A 19,601-nucleotide genomic window follows, 5' to 3' on the forward strand; every position below is an offset into this window, starting at 1 on the left:
TGAAGGATGTGCTATTCATTGCCGCGACCAGGTTATATTTTTATAATGAACTTAGGATTGTTGTCGCTGTATTTTCTTCTATATCTATTTGCTTTTTGAGCTGTACTAATTGCCAATCATAATTTTTTGAAGTTTCCTGCAGACTAGTGTTCAAACTTGGGTTTGTTAACTCATGTAGCAGCATAGTACGGAATGAATGTGGATGAGTGTTACCTTTCTTATCATTCTCAAGATAATCAATCAAGAGGTTCTTAACCTCATTAAAGTCTTTCTCTACATTGATTTCGGCTAGAAAAGCTTGAGCGCGATCTCTCCCTGATTTGCCATGACGGTGAAAAAAAGAAAAGATAATACCATCGCTATGCGCGCAATATCTGATCACTGCATCACCAATTACACGCTGCAATTCCTCAACATCATTGATTTCTTTAAATAGTTTTTTACGAGCTACTGGTTTACGTGGCAAAGGAGCTTTTGACTCAGCCTCTACTTTATTCTCAGGTTGAACCTTTATCTCTGGCTCTACTTTGCTCTCAGCTTTTTTTATTGTTTCCGTTTCTTTTACTATTTTTCTAATATTGGTTGGACGTACAATAACCTTCTGGATTTCTTCAACAAGCGTGGTCCAATGACCATTACCTTCATTATTCACAGTAAGAATTGGGCGATCAGGCTCGTCATTAAAAGGATATTTTTGTATCTTATTTTCTAAAGTATGTAAATTAACCTCAAAAGGATAGGCTAAATAATCCAAATCCAAATGAGTACCCCAAAAATAGTTTTGGGTAATGCGTTCAATAGCACTAGGAATGGCTGAATTAGGTGCTATCGGTGTTTCCTCAGTAGTCGCATCCAAATCAACATCATCACCATAAAGTAAGCGCAAAAATAATGGCGCTAAAATATAGTTTTCAAAGCCATCAATAAATAAAGTATTATCTTCCTGAAGTATCTCTAATACATGCTTTTTTCTTTCATCAGAAACAGCCTCATAAAGCCCATTAGATATTTCCCTCCGCAGCTCATCACGCTCTAGTTCAGTAAGCTCAGGCAGATGTGTTGCCAAGAGTTGCAGCAAAACAGGTTTTTTTACTTCCCAAGTAGCTTCATCGAATATTGTCTGCCATACCTCTTGCTGTCCAGCTTCAGTAATATTTAGAACACGCTCTAGTAAGCCCGGGAGCGTGCTTTGACTTACTCTCTTTTTTAGTTCAAGTGCATTTATACCTTTACTGGTGAAAGCCGCATCAATACTCATTCGTTTTAATGCGGCGGTAGGAGTATGACCTCCATTTGATGTAATTAATTTTTTAATTTGCTCAGCAGTCAATTTCAGTGAGCTGGAGCTATCTCCATTTATTTTGACCAATTCTTTTTTGAATAAGGCTAAATTATTAATTTTTACCTTTTTAACCTCTCCATTCACGTTAATATAAGACAACTCATCCTTGCAAAATATATAACTGTTTTTTAATTTTTTAGGGTCTTCAGGGAATTCATCTAGCAAATGGAAATTACGTCCGCCGACTAAAGCAGCTTTAATTTTTTCATCAGCAAACTCATTATACCTAGGATCATTATCTCTTTTTAAACCATAAAATAAATAAGAAAAGTTAACAAAACTACTCGTACCAACAAGACCTGCATACCCATCTGCAAGTCGGGAGCGCGCACAGGTCTTTCGCAATTCACTCAACTTATATTGATAAGTAATTTTCCTAAGTCCCATTTGCATGCGATCTAATAATGCTGTCTGTTTATTAGGATTATTGAGATCAAACGCACAAATAGCCTCATAATCATTCGCAAAAGACGGATCTAAAGCAATCCAACGCTCAAACATGGGACTACGTACATTGCCATTAGCAGCTCTTTCTTTTTTGATAATATCAATCAGGCCAATAGAAAAAGCATAAAAAGCGCAATTACCACGCCCTGGGTTATCAATGCGTCTTACGACCTTTTTTTGAATAAATTCAGTGGTCTTAGGCGAATTATCGGCACCTTCTGACTCAACAACGGTACGTGGTTTGTGAGTGCCCTGAGAAGAGTTTAGAATTAAATCTGATGTGTTCTTTGTGCCGCCAGTCATAGCCCCTCCGGGAATATAGTATATACTCCACTGTGTATACTTATTATACTACGAGAGAGCAAACCATTCAATGGGGAATCTATTTAAACTACGTCTGCGAGTTATTACGCCTCAAGGTTTAATTAATAACGCAGACAAAAGTCCTCGCTGAATCCAGTTTTTAAGATAAGAGGCTGCCCGCATCCCTACCTCTTCCTCGTCTATCCGTTGACAGAGGCCCTCACAAACTAAACCGAAGGAAGCACCTTGAGCCAACCGCTCTAAAGCCCAGGCTTCATCTAGTGATAAACTACAAAATTGAATCATTAATTCAGGAGTGCGCCATAAAATCCAAGCAGAAGTTTCTACTTGTTGCTGTAGTTCAGGCAAATCGTGATCATGAGCCAAAGCTTGCCAAAGAGAAACACTATTCCACAAGTAATTAAGCCGCTGTACTGAAGGGTGTAATACAAATTGCAAATTAGCCCAAGCCTCTGGTGGAACCGCGGCCATATCAGCAACAGATACTACAGGTGCCTCTGCGGCATCAAAAGCTAAAGTCATATTCCATTCAAAATCAGTTAACTCGCTTAGATAAGGATATTGGGGATAATTAGTGTGAATAAACGCCGCCAAATTATCACCAAACCAGCGAATAGAACGAAATGAAGAAGGATGCTCTCGCAGATAGGCTCGTGCAAGGTGATTAAATTCCTCGGTACCGAGATACGCATACAAGCAAGGAAAGTTTGCGACAAGACTTTCGATTAAACGCAGTTCATAAGCATCTCGATAAATTCCTAAGCGAGTTTCAGCAGAGACGAGCTCTGTTTTCATAATTGAACTATGAATTTGATTATCACCCGATAGTAAGAATTGATGGAACTGCTCTTGCAACTGCTTTAGCTCATTCATACCAATACCTCACCGCATAATGCCACTTCGGCAATACTTCGAGCTTGATTCATTTCGGCCAATAGCTCAGCAAAAACAGGCATATTATCATCACGCTCAATCATGGTAGATATTTTTCCCAAATGCCGGATTGTTTCTGCATAAAGCGCCCATACTGCCTCCGCCACCGGAGCATCATGAGTATCAATAATGTAATCACCATTATTGGAATGCCCTGCTAAATGAATCTGGGCAACCCGCTCTCCAGGCATTGCATGAATATAATCTAAAGGATTAAATCCATGATTAACCGAGCTTACATACACGTTATTCACATCCAATAGGATATAACAGCCAGATTCGTTAACTATATCTAAAAGAAACTCCCATTCAGACATTTCAGATTGTTTATAGGTTAGATAACTGGACACATTTTCAATTAAAATTGGGCGTTGTAGAACATCTTGTACTTGTTGGATACGGCCCACAACATGCTTTACAGCATACCGGGTATAAGGGATCGGTAGTAAATCATGGGCATTAAGACCATTAATCCCAGTCCAGCACAAATGATCGGAAATCCATTCGGGCTCTGCTCGTGTAGCCAAGTTTTTTACTTGCTGCAAATAATCATTATCTAAAGGGTCACTGCTTCCTAGGGAAAGGGAGACCCCATGCATTACCATAGGATAATGCTCACGAATCCTATCAAGATAATATAAGGGCTTGCCCCCGGGAATCAGATAGTTTTCGGTAACGAGTTCAAACCAATCTACCTTCGGTTTTTGCAATAAAATTTCTTCATAGTAATCAGGTCTTAACCCAAGACCAAAACCAAGAAAGGGCATTTTTTGTATGGATTTATATTGAGACATAAGAAACCTTGATGGCACCAGGCAGAGGCTCATGCCTGGTGTAAGGCAAAAAATTATTCAGCAGTACCGCCCGCTTTTTCGCACTCTTCTTTAGTCATTTTAACAACGCCTTTTCCTTTGCAAGAATTTTGGCCTTTGCATGAATTATCAGCAGTTTTGCAAGAGCTTTGACCTTTACATGAGTTACCACCTTTACAATGAACCATTGGTGCAGAAGAAGCTGAGTCATCAGCAAAAGCAGGAGCTAAAGCAAACATAGAAGCAGCGCCAACTGCAAGTGCAGCACCAGTTAATTTAATTTTGTTCATTTGATTAATTCCTTTTAATTTAGTTGATAAAACACTTGAGATACCAAATAACAATTTGGTCACTTGCATTTTAGAAAGCAATATTAAATCTTGTCAAGTGAGGTTTCAAATTAAGATTATACTACTAATTATTTTTTTGTTTCTAGGGACAACAGCAAAACTATTGCCCCTAATATTTTCCTTTATCAAGATATTGAAGAACGGTTAAGGGACATTCCAGATGCCCACAAAAGAAAGGTTGGCTAGTGCAATTGATATTGATCTATTGAACTTGACAAACTCCAAGGATAGACCAAAATCTATTCATTACTGCTAATTTATACTCTATTGCTCAGGACCTGAAACGGAGAATATAATGGCTACATCAAAAAGACCTAGGGAAGCCCGCCCTGCGCGCGAAATAGATGCAATCTATAAACGCAGAACCGTACGAGATTACAAGCCGCAAAAAATCGAGGCGCCAATGATTAACGCCTTACTTAATGCCGCGGTCCAAGCTCCGACAGCATTACGCGAAGAACCCTGGGCTTTTGCAGTAATTCAAGATAAAGAAATGCTTAAGCAACTATCCGACACGATTCAAGGTTTAATCTACAATGAAGCTCGTAATTATCCCAAGCTAATGAACCGTGTCAAAGAGCTCACGGATAAACCAAATTTTAATGCGTTTTATAATGCAGGCACACTCATCGTAATTTACAGTAGATTCCAAAGACCTTTTGTTGTAGCTGACTGCTGGCTTGCTGCTCAAAATTTGATGCTCACGGCTTGTGTGAATGGCTTAGGTTCTTGTGTCGTTGCGCTTGCAGTACCTGCGTTAAATACTCCAGAATGGAAATCAAAACTACATGTTGGGTCTGAAATGATTGCCATCGCACCAATTATTATTGGCATTCCCGCAGGTCCCGTTGAGCCAGTATCCCGTTATGAACCAGATATCCTTTCCTGGATCTAAACAAGAATTCAATCCATACCTTCACACCACAGTCCTGGTTAAATCAGGACGTTGGTTGTATTTTGATAATAAGAGCTCACCTCAACGAGTACTCGCTCAATATCAGCGCTGGAAATATCACGATGGGTAACAAGGCGAATGGAATTCATTTTATTCGGTCTTTTGGGAAAAATAATACCTCGCTCAGCCAAATAAGCCTGAAGTTTAGGATAGTTACTTCCCACTTTGATAAATATCATATTGGTCTGCACTGACTCCTGATCTACAAGCAAATCCCCCACCCCCGACAAACCTTGAGCTAATAAGGCCGCATGCTCATGATCCTCTTGTAAGCGCGCGATATTATGTTCTAAAGCATAAATTCCGGCAGCAGCAATAACACCAGCCTGACGCATACCACCACCCAATACTTTACGCCATCTTTTTGCTTTACTGATTAACTCTTTATGCCCGCACAATACTGACCCAATAGGAGCAGCCAATCCTTTGGATAAACAAATAGAAATAGAATCAAAGCCACGACTAATGCGGTTTAAATCCACATTCTGTTTAACCGCTGCATTGAACACACGAGCCCCATCAAGATGGCTCGCTAAATTTTTTGCTTGGCAAAAAGCCTGAACTTCATCTACATAAGAAAGAGGTAAAACTTTGCCATTTGTTGTATTTTCCAGGCATAACAGTTTGGTACGAGCATGATGATTATCAATGGGCTTAATTGCCATCTCTACCTTGTGTAAAGACAAACTCCCATCTGATTCAAAATCTAGGGGTTGAGGTTGAATACTACCCAATACCGCAGCACCACCTCCTTCCCACATATACGTATGAGCAGTTTGCCCAACAATATACTCATCACCCCGTTCACAATGTGCCATAATCCCTAATAAATTAGTTTGCGTTCCCGTAGGCGCAAAAAGAGCCGCATCCATCCCCGCACGCTCAGCCAGCATAGCCTCCAATTGTTTAACAGTAGGATCTTCATCAAAAACATCATCCCCTACTTCAGCATCCATCATCGCTTTTAACATTTCCTGAGAAGGCTTGGTCACTGTATCACTACGGAAATCGATTGAATTCATGCATAACTCCTTAACTGGCGTCAAATAAATCGTTTTCTATACATTGATTGACTACGGATTCAGGAAGTGTGATCCCTGACCCTTGGCCTATTCGTCCTGATGATTGTTCTAAAATAGTAACGTTTGCTCCTAAACGCTGAAGCAAAACTGCCGTAGCACAACCAGCAATGGAACCCCCAACAACTACTATATTTTTTCCACGCATAAATCACTTTAAGTGGTAAGAGAGCTAACCATCATACAAAATTTTTTTAACAAAACAACTACTAAACAACGAATACTCCCATGTCTCATTCAGCAGCGTCCTTACTAGGCTCTGGATGACGTAGGCCCTTTACCAATGACCATCATAAGGCCTATGCTCTTTAATTTCTTGTTTTGTTTTGCCTCGATGATAGTGCAATTTCCATTCTTTGCTTTGAGTAGCCTTATTCCAAAAAGGATGATAATCAAGGGCAAAAACCCGTAGTGAATGATTATCTATTTGTTTATACAGGTTTACCCCCCCTCCTCCCTTTGCATAAAACTGTAAAGCTACTCGATAATTACCGGTGCGTATTGCACCATAAGCAGCTACGGAAGCCACTACTGCAGCTGTCGCCGTTGTTCCAAATAAAGAATGTTCTGCTTTGGGTCCGTTTATTTTACTATCAGCCACGAGCTCCTCTCTCATAGTGCATCAAATCCTATCTGATGAAGAAAACTGACATATAAGACCACATTTAGGAGATTATTTGCAAATATCATTAGAAATGGGGTTATTTACATGTCGCTAACTTGCGGCCATTTGGGCTAAGACAGTAGAAATGTGAATAGCCCCTCTAGCGTTTTGCATAAACGGCTATAGATAATAAAACCATTCCCATTCCAATCATTTGTCCAATCGTCAATTTTTCGCCTAATAAGACCCAGGCAAGAACTACCGTTGCCAAGGGCATTATCGCAGTAGATAAAGAAGCCATTACCCCATCAACGCGTTGACAACCAAAGTACCAAAATACATAAAATAAACCCGAACTTAACCCTAAAATAATTAAACTCCACCACCCAGAAACATCAATATGAGCACCACTCCAAGAACTCAGACTTAAAAAACATAATAATAAAATCGCATTGATCCCATTAAGCAGCGAAGAAACTAAAAATACTGGCAGCGAACTTACATACATTTTACTTAAAATGTAATAAGCAGCCTCTGGAAATAAAGATGCTAAGACAATTGCATCGCCTAAGAAGGAGTGGCTTACAACCGCGCCAACCAGCTTTTCTCTAGCAATAACCAAAAGTCCAAAAGTAGCAAAACCGATGCAAATCGCAGTCTTACCGGAAATTTTCTCCTTCAGGATAATCCAGGACATAAGCGCGATGATTGCAGGTAAAACACTCGTAATAATACCGGCTACATTTGCATCAGTATAATGCAATCCCAATAGCATCAAAGCATTAAAAAGAACTCCTGCGCATAAAGCCTGGGCTAAAATGAAATACCAATCTCGTCGTTTTAATTGCGAAAAATAATAAGCAATAGACTGTTTTCTAGCGGGTGACAATTCATGTAACACGAGTAAAATCGCAGCGGCCAGACTAAAGCGAAGTACTAGAATGAGTTGGATAGGAATTGATAAGAGGATGTATTTAGACAATACAATATTAATCCCCACCATAATTTGGGCAAGAAAAAGAAAGAACATGCCCTTAAAAAAAGAATCACTTTTTTGCATCGCGTACCGCTTTTTTATTTCCAAGTACGAGCAAGTCTAGCAGACTTAAGAGCAAAATCAGTTATCCGTGGCATGCATCTGTTTTGCCGTTAAACGCCATTGTGATGGAGATGTTCCGTGTACCTTCGTAAAACGTCGGCTAAAAGCGGATAAATTTTCGTAACCAACCTTAAAGGCCACCTCTTCAATAGAAAGGGCACTCCCAGATAATAAAATCTGTGCTTGTTGTAGTTTCTTCATGCGCCAATATTCAGCAAGAGTACATCCCATCTGCTCCTTAAAACGCCGCTGCAATTGACTGATACTCAAATGACAATGCTTTGCCACCTGGTAGAGCATGACCGGTTGGGCAAAATGTAAATCAATCCAATGTTTCGCTTTTTGTACCTGAGCATCACTTTCTGAAACATAAGATTTAGTCGTAATTTGCAGCAACAATTGATTCATTAATGCATCAGTAAATACATCACGTTCGTTATGGATTAAATAATGATGGCTAAACTGCATTAGTTTCTTAGCACCGCTGGAGAGATTCATCAAACTGGGAATTGTGCCCTCATTCCATAAAAAACACTTATCTTTAATATCAATAACTAAAAAAAGATTATCCTCGCCCCCAGAAAAACAATGCCGCTCTTCAGGGGCAATATAAACGCCTAGATCCTGATGAATAACTCCAGAATATTGATTAATCTCCAATTCCATAAAACCGGACAAAGGCAACACTAACTGGGCAAAATCATGGACATGGCTGCAGCTTTCGGAATGATAAGAGCGCAGCTCAATGTGGTTGTTAAACACGCAATAATCCTTCTGTATCTCTTACCCAGAATGGGTGAGCGCATTATAGCGCGCGTAGATATTTACTGTATATCCTCATCATTCAAATTAAACGCTTCTTGAATATTTTCCAACTGCTCTTCAACAACATTTAATTTTTCAAAGCTTGCGATGTGAAATAAAGCCTGTCCGGCATGAACCAGCGGCAACATACTTTCGCCAATAATAATGCCTGAAATAGGTGATTTGAGTTTGTACTCTTCTGTGCTGGTAGGATTAGCAATAATCGCAATAATTTGCCCTTTGCTAACGCGATTTCCAGCTTTTTTAATATGCCGCAAAATGCCACTAATTGGCGCCCTTAACCAATAACTATTCCTTGAAATGGTGGGCGTAAATTTTTTTATACCAAGCCGCCCTGGTTTAATCATATCTAAAGCGGCCATAACGCTTAAAATGCCATTAAGTCCGGTTCTAATTGATAACTCATCAAAACGAAGGGCCTCCCCACCTTCATAAACTAAAATAGGTACTCCTTGCTCATTCGCATACTCTCTCATCGAGCCGTCTCTAAAAGAGGAATGCAAAATCACCGGGGCGTTAAAAGCACGTGCGAGGGCCTCAAGGCCTGGCATATCGAGGTTGGCACGAATTTGCGGTAAATTAAAGCGATGATTTGACCCTGTATGTAAATCGATAACATATTGAGATTGAGAAAGAATTTCGGTACTGATAATCCCAGCAAGAATTGATGCCAATGATCCCTTAGGCCCCCCAGGAAAAGAACGGTTTAAATCCCTTCGATCCATTAAATAACGTTCTTGGTATAAAAAGCCATAAACGTTAACAATAGGGAGAGCAATTATGCTGCCCTTGATGCGTTTCAACCCTTTTTTGTGTAATAGGCGTCTAATGATTTCTACCCCATTGATTTCATCACCATGAATAGCCGCAGTCATACAAAGTGCCGGTCCTTCCTCTACACCATTGATAACATGGATGGGTAAGCTCATGGGGGTCCAATCATATAACTCAGGTAAAGGCAAAAAAACCGTTTTTTGCTGTCCAGGTTTGATTTCTTCCTTACCAATAACAATATTTGCTTTACTCATTAATTATCCTTATATGAGCGAGCAGCTGTATGAGTCATGGTAAACGTCCTGTCCATTAAGATTCTTCTATAAAGTATAGTGCATTTCCTAATAGAACAGGCTTCAGGCTAACTTAAGCCCAAATGGCCTGATTTTGCAGGGTCAAATCAGGCCATTTGAGTTATATAATATATCTTAGTGTTGTGTTTTATGTTTGGATTTACCACACAACCAATCAATACTGACCTCAAGCTCATCAGCAATTTTTTTCATAGCATAGGCATCTAAAGCAACCACGCCATTTAATAAAGCCTCTATTTTAAACTTAGGCAGCTCAAATAGTTTGGAGCATACTTGCACTCGCTCAGTCATCAAGGATGGAACACCTAGCTCGTCAAGTTCATGATTCAAACGTTCAGTTAATTTTTTGTTTGTCATAGTATTTCTCCTCTTGGCTTTTCATTAGTGTAAAACACTAAAGCTTAAGGAGTGATTAACTACTCAAAATTTTTGAAAATTATTTTGAGGCTCCCCTCCCCCATAAATGAATCACTGTATTTTTTACAAATTTCCATTAATATAAAAACCACGCTCGCATGAACTAAAAAATGGAAAACCTGCCAATATGACGAATGGACCAAAGGATAATTACGATAGAAACACAGGGAATTAATCAACATAAGGAGCTTATGTCTTTTCAACACACGGTCTTAGTGTAAAAGAAAGTGGGACTGCTGAGTATGTTATTTAGTTTTATTATTAATAATTTGGTGAATTATGAAGCGATTGTTGGACAAAAATGATCCTCTATTAAAGCAAGTTGCTGAGCCTGTTCTAAAATCGGAATTTGGAAGTAGCTGGCTAAACGAATTAGTGCAGGACATGTTCCTTATAATGAAAGAACAATGTGCTGTAGGTGTTGCAGCACCACAAATTGGTATCAGTAAACGCGTTATTGTATTTAGTACAGCTTATACAAAACGTACAAATCTGGAATACCCAATACCCGATACAGCGCTGATTAATCCCTCTTTAAATGTTTTATCTGAGGAACTCCAAACAGGTTATGAGGGCTGTCTCAATTGTGGTGAAATCATGGGAGAAGTCCCAAGAGCAATGGAAATTGAATATTTTGGTTTGGATATCAATGGGAATTTCATTTGCAAAAAAGCTCATGGCTTAGAAGCGAGAATCCTGCAACACGAAATTGATCACCTTAATGGTTATTTGTTTTTAGATCGCATCCAAGACAAGGAAACATTAACAACAAAATCAGAGTTGCAGAATAAGATTTAGCTTAGGTTCCAATACAGCGTTTTTAAATGGAATGCGCATGCTTACAGCACCTATTGACAGCACATAGGTGCTGCTCCTAACCCAAACCACCGAAAGATGGTCTACTGCTATCGTATACATCCATTTTGGGGGTTAATGCATCCATTAAGTTCATTGCCATTTGAGCAATCTCCTCTAACTGAGGCAAAGTAATTTCCTCAAACTCATGCTCTTCAGGCTCATCAGAAACACGTTTTTCTGCGGCAAAGACATTGGCTCAAAGCATGGTTTCATTGGGGTTGTAAACCTGAACAGCCTGTCGAAACCACCGTACCGATGAAAGGGCGGAATTTTAATTGATAAGTGAAGGAGGAGATCTAATGGACTTTACTAGACTTATTTCTGCTGTAGATTATGATGATTTAAATCGTGTTATCAGTTGCTTAGATGCAGGAGACGAAATTGATAAGCCAAGTTATGATGAGTCTGAGGAAGTAGCCAATAGTTGTACCGCTTTATTTCTGGCAGCACAAAGAAGTGAAGCTAATATTTGTGAAGAGCTTCTTAAACGAAGAGCTACTGTTGATTTACCATCTCTAGCAAACCAAACCCCTCTATGGATAGCCTCTTTTCTGGGGCATTCAAAAATTGTAGCCCTGCTGCTTCAACATGGCGCCAATACTTAAACAATAGCCCACCAAGTTACTCCATTATGGATCGCGGCACAAAATAATCATTAGGACTAGATAGCGTAATACACCCGAGTGTATTAAGTTTACGTCAATAGAATCTCCACTCATTCAGAAACTAAGAGTACCAGTCATTAACAGATTTTAAATTTGGCATAAGAAGAAATGGATAATTAATATACAATAACTATAGACGAGTTTCTTAGCCCTATCTTGTATCGATGTTCCGACCAGGAGATTGGAACACAACACTACTCTGAGACCTTGTAATTTATATTAAGGCTTTAGGGAGAAGCATCATGTCTGTATTAATCGACAATGCTAAAACTTATTTGAATATTTCTGTGAGATTTAGTCCTGCTTAATATTTTTTCAGCCCCTCCACCATGCGATAATCGCCCTTGTACTACCCTGCATCCAAATGAAGCACCCTATTAGCGCAATCCAGGTTTGTTAGAATTAGTGTTGCTATGCTCCGGTTCATCCTTATTCAACGCACCTACTTCCGTTTTAGAATCTAAAGGTCCCAGGTTATGGAGTTGCGCATCATACTCTTCTATGGTGTCAATAGGGCTGCCTAGTTGCGTACTATTAATCCGGGTCCTGACCTTCTCCGCACTATCAACGGCTGAATGAGGGTTATCTACTTGGTTTGGTTGTTTAGACATAACATTTCTCTCGATAACGCATCTTAATCTCATTATAGTCTATTATGACAATAAAATTTCTTGGCAACAGAAAAGACTAGGACCTTTGCTAGGAAAGCTTCTCCGGTGATTAGCAACCCTGGAGAGCGCTATTTTAGAAAATAAACAATGTTCAAATAGAAGAGATAGTAAAGGACTCTCTTCCAAGTTTTAAAGCCTGGAAGGCCAGCCAATCTACTTCCGATTTTTCTATTCTATTCGTTGAAATCGAGGAACTGTTTTTCCATTATGAATGACATTCTCAAAAAACATTTGCATAGGACGAACCCAAAGCTGATTTTCCCCATATTCATCACAATGATACAGTGCCTTGTAGACTACCATATCCTCCTCTGTTTCACTGTGACGAGCTTGGCCAACTACCTCATATAATTTTTCATTTTTATAATGCCTGTATTTTCCACATATAATAGGATCAGCTAACATTTACACCCTCCCAGAATGGTTAAGTAAGCCCTGATTTTGGTTTTCTTCCTCAAAAAACTTCACGAAAAATGTTTTTGATAACTTGGAGTTTATCTTATTTTCACGAGTAAACTCTGGGTAAAACCCACACTTCTTATAAAATTCTGGTGCCTGAAAAGCACTTGTACATAAATTAATATTATTAAATCCTTGTCCTTTAAAATGCGCTTCCAAAGCTTGCAACAATTTCGTTCCATAACCTTTGCCGCGATGATCGCTATCAACCCATATGTCATCAATATAGATTTCCGCAAAGGCCGTATAGGCATTAATAACGCCACAAGCAACATCATTTGCATTATAGAGAACTACTGAAAAGCGCTTGTAATTAATATCAATCCCATGACTAACCTCATAAGATTCAAAACCTTCCGACATACGCTGCTTTAGCTCATCACTGAGGCTATCAACAAAAATAATTTTAACATTATCATGTCCTTTGAAAGTAGGGGCTGAAAACTCATTGCGAGTATCAAAACTCAGTATAATTCGTTCCGATTGTGACTTATCATAATCAATTTCCATGAGCTTTTCTGTGTAACTACTCTTGGTAAAAACTGATACAGCTTTTCGCCAAAATGCTAAAGCAGGCTTATTTTCGGGGATAACTGATACCTCCCAACAACCGGAATGTGTTTTCCATAGTTCATGTGCAATGGACTGACCAATGCCTTTCCCTTGAAATTTAGCAAGAATAAAAAATTCAGCCATATTCCAATCAATGCTGAGTTGCGTGCCCTTTTTATTAAGCAGAATAAAACCTGCTACTTCACCCCCAACGTTAATAAGAAATGCTTGATTAGGATTAGTGAAATAAAAAGTTAAATCATCGGGAATAAAATTCAGATTCACCGGGCATTCCCATCCCTTATTGAATCCGCAATAACGACCCAATTCGTAAATGTAAAATAACCACATATTCTGAATGAGGGGCAGATCATCTTGAGTTGCTTCAATAATTTGAGGTTTCATTTTTATATCACTATTTAAAAATTTCAACGTGTTTAGCTTATCTTTTTCTGGGTTTCTTTACTTTCATGATCACCAAGATGTTGCTTCCGGCAGCAAATAAAAAAGATGGAATCTAAACAAGGGAGTGTCATTTTAATGGAAATGTATCCCTAATTGTACCGGACAAATTAAGCCAAAAAATTATTTTTCATCACTCATTTATTTGTCAATGAAGCTATTTTTTCATCTTCCATAAATTGCATAATAGCGTTTAACGTTGTTTCTTTATCTTGGCGAATGGGTGAATGCCCTGCATTTGCAATTTGCATAGGCACTAAATCAGGTTTAATTGTAAGTAATGTTCCAACCTCATGGGCAGTTGTTAAACTCCCAAGAGTAGCGTTTCCATAAAGTAACAACGTGGGACATATTATTTGTTTAAATAATTTATTGATATTGTAATGTTTAAAGGTTTCATCAAATTGATAAATCATTTCTGAAAGCATATCCGGATCACAGTGTCTCACATGCTCAGGAATAAAGTGAGCGATAGGGAATCCCAAATTACTTAATCGAAGACCTTGAATAAGCATATTAATTTGATCTTTAAAACTCATCGTTAATTGTCGAAGATAGCTTTAATTTAAAGGAGGATCGATAAGAATGAGCGCTTTCACAAGCTGAGGGTAAGCGGCAGCAAGCATACTCCCCACCATTGCGCCTAATGAATGCCCGATTAACACGGTAGGCTCTTTTGTTACTCCTTGGATAAATGATTGGGTGTCTTCTAGATGATCCTCTAATGCATAGCGGGCCGCACTCTTTTGCGATTTACCATGGCCGCGAAAATCCATAGCATACACATGAAAATAAACACACAAATCAGCCGTTATAGGGGTGAAGGATTGCCAACGATGTGTAGCACCATGAAGTAATAAAATCGGAGCCCCATGATTAGGCCCTTCTGCATAATTTATTTTGAGGGAACTATTATAATAGGAGTATTCTTTCATCCGAGCGCCTTAAACACATACCTACAAAAAGCAACCTGACTACGAAGCGTGATTTGTTGCGTTTAATTATAGACAATTAAGATGAAGTTTGGCCAAATGCTTCTTTAAAAATACATCCGATGTCCTTAATTAAAAATTATAGAAAAAAATTCTTCCAATTTTTAAAGCTCAGTAAGCGTATAAAAATAAATATGATAAATTTCAAGAAAACCAACACCGTATACCACCATGGCACACGGCTCATCTAGCAGATGATGAGCAAACCTTAAAAGATATGTTATAGCTATAACTCTAAGCTGAATATTAAAATCAAAATCAATCGAGCTTGCCCTCATTGATCGTAAAAAAAACACTTGACCCCTTAAAATTCTGAAATACAATCCTTCTACTAAATTTTAATATCCATTGAAAGGAGTAATTAACATGCTTGGAGATTTAAATCCTGTGAATAATAATGATGATGATTCTTCGACGAGTTATTATCTTCTCTTTACACTTCTTGTTGGTCTCGCTACTACTCTTTATTTAATTACTAGGGCCGCATCCCAAAATCGTCTCAGCTTTAAAGATCCAACGGCCCGTTTCATAGCCGGCGCATTAACATTGATGGTAAACACTCTACATACCAAGAAAGGGGATTTAGAGATTACGAATCCAGAAGGTCAAATTATTGCAATAGGTCCACATCGAACCGGTTTATTGGACGCGGCTGTTGCTTCCTCAAAAATTAGCGGAACACCACCCCGCTTTTTTGCCACAGATTCTTTCAATACCATACCCGGTGTCGCTGCTTTTATGAAGATGTTTGAAACCATCCCGGTAGCAGCAAAAGCTACTAAAAATAATACTCAATCTGCGAATGCTGGAGTTATAGAATTAGGATGCGAAGCGCTTAGTAAAAAAGGTTGCGTTGCTCTGTTCCCTCAAGGAAATTTTGCAAAATTAGGCCAAGATCCACACCCAGTTTACGCTGGAGCAGCCAAGATGGCATTAAAGAGTAAAGCACCTATTCAAGTAATTCGACTGGATGGTTTTGGATTCGAAAAGTCCTTATTGCCTGCCTTTATTCTCAATAATAATGTATATCGCGCCATGTTTTCTTTATTTGCCGTAAGAAATATAACCGCCACACGATGTTGCGTAATTGATTTTCATCTACAACCAGAGAATGAAAATCTATCAGATGAAGAAAAAATCGATGAGATCTGTGCACAAATTTACGCCTACTTTCGCAATACTAAAGACCTGAATTCTGAACAGATTGATAAGATTGGTACAGATATATCGAGCAAAAAACATCATCTCATTTGGGGCAATAAAAAAGAGCAAGAAGAGGCCAAGAAGAAACTCTTAGTGTTGAAAAAAGATGAAGCTGCATTTGATGAAACCCCATCAATGAGTCAATAGAAAGTAAGTCGGGCCCATGGCCCGACATTTCTCATTCCCTCTCACCAAAATCAGTCGTCATGAGATTCATTTTTTTTACCAACTTTCGTGGGATGTAGAATCTGGCATAATTATCTCCATCAAAAATTTGGTTAACAAGTTTGCTACGTTATAATTTCCTGTGGCATTTTATACTTATTAATAAATTTCGATTACCCTATAAAATAGGGTAGTAGCAATCTAATAACATGCCTAGTTAAGCTCATACCTCACTATTTATGGCCTATAGCTTGGCGAACTTGCGACACCATATTCAATTCGCCACTTTCTATCATTAGGATCATAATCACTTCTAATATTGAATTTTTCGTTTTCATTTATTCTCAAATTACTTATTTCATTTAATGCCATCATTCTATAGGTTAGAGGTTTGCCTTTGGTGAGATGAGAATTAGAAGTACCGCCAATTTGATAACAAAGCAACGAATCTACCGGTGGTTTCTTGATTAATTTATACTGGGGTGTCATCACAGGTACCCCATAATGATAGGGTTCAGCTACTCTTGAATGCCCTTTATAATTAAAAGATATCGTATTCCTCGCATCTATCGCAATTTTCAAATCATCCTTGATACTCATTTTTTTCCTCCACACGTTCTTCTTAAATTATAATGAATCCAAAAAAATATGATGAAATAAAATGCAATTTGCCTTTATTTTCCACCATAAGTGTCACGCTCGCGTAGGTCGAGACCATGGCCCGATGTTTCTCATCTCATCCGATCTCACCATCCTTTCATTAAAAATAAGATGTCCCCAAAATAGTTTTCCCCCGTCCCGTTTATTTTTCCCGGTATTAGAGGTTAGCAGCGGTTTTGAAAAATGGTCGGATGGTGTTTTTGAATGAGGAACGTAATTTATCAATATTCTGAGGGAGCAATTTCTTTTTCTATCTTGGAGGGCTAGTGGAAATGTCGGGCCATGGGCCCGACCTACGCTGGGGAGCCCATAGGCCGATTGTTCCTGCGATTAGATTACTGCTCGTATTTTGCGCGATTGATGTAATTTTTTATAGCTTTCAATCAGTCGTAAATGAGGCTCTATACCTTCAAGAGCCATACTTGTTTTAGTTAAGCCGTAAAAACGTACCGTGCCAGTGACTGAACCCACCACATTTTCCATCACCTCGACACCAAACATGCGATTGAAATTCTCGATAAAATGCTCCAGCTCAAGATTTTCATCTAAAGTGACTTCGAGTACGGCATTTATCGCTTGGTAAAACAAACCGCGTTTGACTGTATTGTCGTTATATTGCAAATACTCCTCGACTAATCCGATGGCATCCTCATGGGCGCCAAGTGCGAGATAAATCAGGATTTTAAGTTCGATAATAGTCAACTTGCCCCAAGCCGTATTTTCATCGAACACGATACCAATCAAGGTACCAATATCAATATAGTTATCTAGTTGACTTTCTTCCAAGCGATTAACTAAATTACTCAGCTCTTTAGTGCTTAATGAGTGTAAATTTAAGATGTCTTCGCGGTAACTTAGCGCTTTGTTCGTGTTGTCCCAAATAAGATCTTCAACTGGATAAACCTCTGAATAATCAGGCACTAAAATACGACAGGCGGAGGCACCTAAATCAGAGAGATTGGCAACATACACTTCTTTGCCCATAGACTCTAGAATGCCAAATAACTCGTTAGCTTCTTCTTCGCTGCTGCCAGAGAAGTCCCACTCACAGAACTCATAGTCACTTTCACTACTAAAGAAGCGCCAAGAAATCACTCCTGTAGAATCAATAAAGTGCTCAACAAAGTTTTCAGGTTCGGTAACGGCCATGCTATTAAATGTTGGCTTTGGAATATCGTTTAAGCCTTCAAAACTTCGGCCTTGCATCAACTCTGTAAGGCTGCGTTCCAATGCCACTTCAAAGCTTGGGTGAGCACCAAAAGAAGCTAATACCCCCCCAGTTCTAGGATTCATCAAGGTGACACACATCACAGGGTATTGTCCGCCTAAGGAGGCGTCTTTCACCACAAGTGGAAAGCCCTGCTCTTCTAGGCCTTTAATGCCTGCTAGAATGCGAGGGTACTTTTCGAGTACGCTCATTGGCACATCGGGTAAAACAATTTCTTGTTCGATGATTTGCCGTTTGACAGCCCGTTCAAAAATTTCAGATAAACACTGCACATGGGCTTCATGTAGATTGTTGCCCGCACTCATGCCGTTACTTAAGAATAAATTTTCAATCAGGTTTGATGGGAAATACACCGTTTCACCATCGGACTTACGAGTATAAGGAATGGCACAAATACCGCGAGCTTTATTGCCTGAGTTGGTATCAATCAGATGGGATCCATTTAATTCATTATCTGGGTTGTAAATATCTAGACAATAGTCGTCCAAAATACCCGCTGGCAACGCATCATCCTCTTCTAATGGAAACCACTTTTCATTAGGGTAATGAACAAATTCACTGTTGGCTATTTCTATACCAAAGAATTGGTCGTTATAGAAAAAGTTATTATTCAAGCGCTCAATAAATTCACCTAATGCCGAGCACAGTGCGCTTTCTTTGGTTGCACCTTTGCCGTTAGTGAAACAGATGGGCGAGGCGGCATCACGAACATGTAAAGACCAGACATTAGGCACGATGTTGCGCCATGAAGAAACTTCTATCTTCATGCCCAGAGCGGCTAACATCGCAGTCATATTTTTAATAGTCTGTTCCAGAGGTAAGTCTTTACCCAAAATAAAGGTATTCGCATCCCCTTCTGGCCGGTCCATCAACATAGCATTAGCATCAGCGCTCAGGTCGTCAACGGTTTCGATTTTAAATTCTGGGCCAGTTTGCACCACTTTTTTTACCGTACAGCGGTCAATAGAGCGTAAAATTCCTTCTCTATCTTTGTCTGAAATATCATCAGGCAGTTCAACTTGAATTTGGAAGATCTGGTTATAGCGATCTTCGGGATCGACAATATTATTTTGCGATAAGCGAATGTTTTCAGTGGAAATATCACGAGCCTTACAATACACCTTGATAAAGTAAGCAGCACATAGGGCTGATGACGCTAAGAAATAATCAAACGGACTTGGAGCCGAGCCATCCCCTTTATAGCGAATAGGTTGATCGGCGATGACGGTAAAATCATCAAACTTGGCTTCGAGTCTTAAATTGTCGAGAAAATTTACGTTGATTTCCATTGAGTATGTCCAAAGTCATGCACGGCCCACCGGCCAAATTGCATTATGATTATGTTTATAAGGTAAAGAGTCATTCAATGTTGAGCTAGCGTTAGCGTAATTTTGAAGAAAATCTTTCGTTA

General features: G+C 39.1%; 22 protein-coding genes. 4 read left to right on the forward strand and 18 right to left on the reverse strand.

Annotation, left to right across the window (positions count from 1 at the left end; translation table 11 throughout):
* Positions 1 to 40: 40 nt before the first annotated feature.
* The 4 genes from E1P08_RS11370 to bufA2 all read right to left on the reverse strand — a co-directional run bounded on the left by E1P08_RS11370 (position 41) and on the right by bufA2 (position 4,148).
* Positions 41 to 2,092 (reverse strand): hypothetical protein, encoded by a 2,052-nt coding sequence (locus E1P08_RS11370; protein WP_133137146.1) that lies wholly within the window; start codon positions 2,090 to 2,092, stop codon positions 41 to 43.
* A 111-nt stretch (positions 2,093 to 2,203) separates the two neighbouring features.
* Positions 2,204 to 2,986 (reverse strand): HvfC/BufC N-terminal domain-containing protein, encoded by a 783-nt coding sequence (locus E1P08_RS11375; protein ID WP_133137147.1) that lies wholly within the window; start codon positions 2,984 to 2,986, stop codon positions 2,204 to 2,206.
* The gene (bufB, locus tag E1P08_RS11380; protein ID WP_133137148.1) at positions 2,983 to 3,840 is read right to left on the reverse strand and encodes an MNIO family bufferin maturase; all 858 of its coding nucleotides are present in this window, start codon (positions 3,838 to 3,840) and stop codon (positions 2,983 to 2,985) included. Before bufB ends, E1P08_RS11375 begins: the two co-directional genes overlap by 4 nt.
* A gap of 53 nt (positions 3,841 to 3,893) precedes the next feature.
* A complete protein-coding gene (gene bufA2, locus E1P08_RS11385) occupies positions 3,894 to 4,148 on the reverse strand; it encodes a BufA2 family periplasmic bufferin-type metallophore (RefSeq protein WP_133137227.1) in 255 nt (84 codons plus the stop codon).
* A 355-nt stretch (positions 4,149 to 4,503) separates the two neighbouring features.
* On the opposite strand from bufA2, the gene E1P08_RS11390 reads away from it, so the two are divergent.
* On the forward strand, positions 4,504 to 5,103 hold the full coding sequence (locus E1P08_RS11390) for a nitroreductase family protein (protein ID WP_133137149.1): 600 nt from the start codon (positions 4,504 to 4,506) through the stop codon (positions 5,101 to 5,103).
* Positions 5,104 to 5,141: 38 nt separating this feature from the next.
* Here E1P08_RS11390 and ltaE read toward each other — a convergent pair whose 3' ends face one another.
* The 7 genes from ltaE to E1P08_RS11425 all read right to left on the reverse strand — a co-directional run bounded on the left by ltaE (position 5,142) and on the right by E1P08_RS11425 (position 10,215).
* Positions 5,142 to 6,185, reverse strand: coding sequence for a low-specificity L-threonine aldolase (gene ltaE / locus E1P08_RS11395; RefSeq protein ID WP_133137150.1), 1,044 nt, complete (start codon positions 6,183 to 6,185; stop codon positions 5,142 to 5,144).
* A gap of 10 nt (positions 6,186 to 6,195) precedes the next feature.
* Positions 6,196 to 6,390: an NAD(P)-binding protein gene (locus E1P08_RS11400; RefSeq protein ID WP_133137151.1), complete on the reverse strand. Its 195-nt coding sequence runs from the start codon at positions 6,388 to 6,390 to the stop codon at positions 6,196 to 6,198.
* 129 nt (positions 6,391 to 6,519) lie between these two features.
* On the reverse strand, positions 6,520 to 6,843 hold the full coding sequence (locus E1P08_RS11405; protein WP_133137152.1) for a hypothetical protein: 324 nt from the start codon (positions 6,841 to 6,843) through the stop codon (positions 6,520 to 6,522).
* 163 nt (positions 6,844 to 7,006) lie between these two features.
* Complete coding sequence (locus E1P08_RS11410; protein ID WP_133137153.1) at positions 7,007 to 7,906, reverse strand: DMT family transporter; 900 nt, start codon at positions 7,904 to 7,906, stop codon at positions 7,007 to 7,009.
* Between the two features lie 57 nt (positions 7,907 to 7,963).
* A complete protein-coding gene (locus E1P08_RS11415) occupies positions 7,964 to 8,707 on the reverse strand; it encodes an AraC family transcriptional regulator (RefSeq protein WP_165485161.1) in 744 nt (247 codons plus the stop codon).
* Positions 8,708 to 8,769: 62 nt separating this feature from the next.
* Positions 8,770 to 9,798 carry a succinylglutamate desuccinylase/aspartoacylase family protein gene (locus tag E1P08_RS11420; protein WP_133137154.1) on the reverse strand — a complete coding sequence of 343 codons (1,029 nt, stop codon included), beginning with the start codon at positions 9,796 to 9,798 and terminating at the stop codon, positions 8,770 to 8,772.
* A 174-nt stretch (positions 9,799 to 9,972) separates the two neighbouring features.
* The gene (locus tag E1P08_RS11425; RefSeq protein WP_133137155.1) at positions 9,973 to 10,215 is read right to left on the reverse strand and encodes a hypothetical protein; all 243 of its coding nucleotides are present in this window, start codon (positions 10,213 to 10,215) and stop codon (positions 9,973 to 9,975) included.
* A 339-nt stretch (positions 10,216 to 10,554) separates the two neighbouring features.
* On the opposite strand from E1P08_RS11425, the gene def reads away from it, so the two are divergent.
* Both def and E1P08_RS11440 read left to right on the forward strand, forming a co-directional pair.
* Entirely contained in the window at positions 10,555 to 11,073 is a 519-nt protein-coding gene (def, locus tag E1P08_RS11435; RefSeq protein ID WP_133137156.1) for a peptide deformylase, read from the forward strand.
* 359 nt (positions 11,074 to 11,432) lie between these two features.
* Positions 11,433 to 11,738, forward strand: a complete 306-nt coding sequence (locus E1P08_RS11440) for an ankyrin repeat domain-containing protein (protein WP_133137157.1) — start codon at positions 11,433 to 11,435, stop codon at positions 11,736 to 11,738.
* 437 nt (positions 11,739 to 12,175) lie between these two features.
* On the opposite strand, the gene E1P08_RS11445 is transcribed toward E1P08_RS11440, so the two are convergent.
* The 5 genes from E1P08_RS11445 to E1P08_RS17475 all read right to left on the reverse strand — a co-directional run bounded on the left by E1P08_RS11445 (position 12,176) and on the right by E1P08_RS17475 (position 14,877).
* Positions 12,176 to 12,409: a hypothetical protein gene (locus tag E1P08_RS11445; RefSeq protein ID WP_242602436.1), complete on the reverse strand. Its 234-nt coding sequence runs from the start codon at positions 12,407 to 12,409 to the stop codon at positions 12,176 to 12,178.
* A gap of 228 nt (positions 12,410 to 12,637) precedes the next feature.
* Positions 12,638 to 12,874, reverse strand: a complete 237-nt coding sequence (locus tag E1P08_RS11450) for a DUF1653 domain-containing protein (RefSeq protein WP_133137158.1) — start codon at positions 12,872 to 12,874, stop codon at positions 12,638 to 12,640.
* Positions 12,875 to 13,885: a GNAT family N-acetyltransferase gene (locus E1P08_RS11455; protein WP_133137159.1), complete on the reverse strand. Its 1,011-nt coding sequence runs from the start codon at positions 13,883 to 13,885 to the stop codon at positions 12,875 to 12,877. It abuts the gene before it with no gap.
* Positions 13,886 to 14,079: 194 nt separating this feature from the next.
* A complete protein-coding gene (locus E1P08_RS17470) occupies positions 14,080 to 14,481 on the reverse strand; it encodes a hypothetical protein (protein ID WP_242602437.1) in 402 nt (133 codons plus the stop codon).
* A gap of 21 nt (positions 14,482 to 14,502) precedes the next feature.
* Positions 14,503 to 14,877, reverse strand: a complete 375-nt coding sequence (locus tag E1P08_RS17475) for an alpha/beta fold hydrolase (RefSeq protein WP_242602438.1) — start codon at positions 14,875 to 14,877, stop codon at positions 14,503 to 14,505.
* A 444-nt stretch (positions 14,878 to 15,321) separates the two neighbouring features.
* On the opposite strand from E1P08_RS17475, the gene E1P08_RS11465 reads away from it, so the two are divergent.
* Positions 15,322 to 16,284 (forward strand): lysophospholipid acyltransferase family protein, encoded by a 963-nt coding sequence (locus tag E1P08_RS11465; protein ID WP_242602439.1) that lies wholly within the window; start codon positions 15,322 to 15,324, stop codon positions 16,282 to 16,284.
* 255 nt (positions 16,285 to 16,539) lie between these two features.
* On the opposite strand, the gene E1P08_RS11470 is transcribed toward E1P08_RS11465, so the two are convergent.
* Together E1P08_RS11470 and E1P08_RS11475 are read right to left on the reverse strand one after the other, a co-directional pair.
* On the reverse strand, positions 16,540 to 16,902 hold the full coding sequence (locus E1P08_RS11470) for a hypothetical protein (protein WP_133137161.1): 363 nt from the start codon (positions 16,900 to 16,902) through the stop codon (positions 16,540 to 16,542).
* Positions 16,903 to 17,292: 390 nt separating this feature from the next.
* Positions 17,293 to 19,479 carry an OsmC domain/YcaO domain-containing protein gene (locus tag E1P08_RS11475; protein WP_133137162.1) on the reverse strand — a complete coding sequence of 729 codons (2,187 nt, stop codon included), beginning with the start codon at positions 19,477 to 19,479 and terminating at the stop codon, positions 17,293 to 17,295.
* Between the last annotated feature and the right edge of the window lie 122 nt (positions 19,480 to 19,601).

The sequence above is a fragment of the Legionella rowbothamii genome, assembly GCF_900639985.1.
Taxonomy (GTDB): Bacteria; Pseudomonadota; Gammaproteobacteria; order Legionellales; family Legionellaceae; genus Legionella; species Legionella rowbothamii.

Coding starts and splice junctions, on each gene's coding strand:
- E1P08_RS11370 (WP_133137146.1), bottom strand. CDS start 2,092: ATGACTGGCGGCACAAAGAACACATCAGATTTAATTCTAAACTCTTCT.
- bufA2 (WP_133137227.1), bottom strand. CDS start 4,148: ATGAACAAAATTAAATTAACTGGTGCTGCACTTGCAGTTGGCGCTGCT.
- E1P08_RS11445 (WP_242602436.1), bottom strand. CDS start 12,409: ATGTCTAAACAACCAAACCAAGTAGATAACCCTCATTCAGCCGTTGAT.
- E1P08_RS17475 (WP_242602438.1), bottom strand. CDS start 14,877: ATGAAAGAATACTCCTATTATAATAGTTCCCTCAAAATAAATTATGCA.
- E1P08_RS11400 (WP_133137151.1), bottom strand. CDS start 6,390: ATGCGTGGAAAAAATATAGTAGTTGTTGGGGGTTCCATTGCTGGTTGT.
- E1P08_RS11375 (WP_133137147.1), bottom strand. CDS start 2,986: ATGAATGAGCTAAAGCAGTTGCAAGAGCAGTTCCATCAATTCTTACTA.
- E1P08_RS11475 (WP_133137162.1), bottom strand. CDS start 19,479: ATGGAAATCAACGTAAATTTTCTCGACAATTTAAGACTCGAAGCCAAG.
- E1P08_RS11440 (WP_133137157.1), top strand. CDS start 11,433: ATGGACTTTACTAGACTTATTTCTGCTGTAGATTATGATGATTTAAAT.
- E1P08_RS11410 (WP_133137153.1), bottom strand. CDS start 7,906: ATGCAAAAAAGTGATTCTTTTTTTAAGGGCATGTTCTTTCTTTTTCTT.
- E1P08_RS11420 (WP_133137154.1), bottom strand. CDS start 9,798: ATGAGTAAAGCAAATATTGTTATTGGTAAGGAAGAAATCAAACCTGGA.
- E1P08_RS17470 (WP_242602437.1), bottom strand. CDS start 14,481: ATGAGTTTTAAAGATCAAATTAATATGCTTATTCAAGGTCTTCGATTA.
- E1P08_RS11390 (WP_133137149.1), top strand. CDS start 4,504: ATGGCTACATCAAAAAGACCTAGGGAAGCCCGCCCTGCGCGCGAAATA.
- def (WP_133137156.1), top strand. CDS start 10,555: ATGAAGCGATTGTTGGACAAAAATGATCCTCTATTAAAGCAAGTTGCT.
- ltaE (WP_133137150.1), bottom strand. CDS start 6,185: ATGAATTCAATCGATTTCCGTAGTGATACAGTGACCAAGCCTTCTCAG.
- E1P08_RS11470 (WP_133137161.1), bottom strand. CDS start 16,902: ATGAGTATCAAGGATGATTTGAAAATTGCGATAGATGCGAGGAATACG.
- bufB (WP_133137148.1), bottom strand. CDS start 3,840: ATGTCTCAATATAAATCCATACAAAAAATGCCCTTTCTTGGTTTTGGT.
- E1P08_RS11450 (WP_133137158.1), bottom strand. CDS start 12,874: ATGTTAGCTGATCCTATTATATGTGGAAAATACAGGCATTATAAAAAT.
- E1P08_RS11425 (WP_133137155.1), bottom strand. CDS start 10,215: ATGACAAACAAAAAATTAACTGAACGTTTGAATCATGAACTTGACGAG.
- E1P08_RS11455 (WP_133137159.1), bottom strand. CDS start 13,885: ATGAAACCTCAAATTATTGAAGCAACTCAAGATGATCTGCCCCTCATT.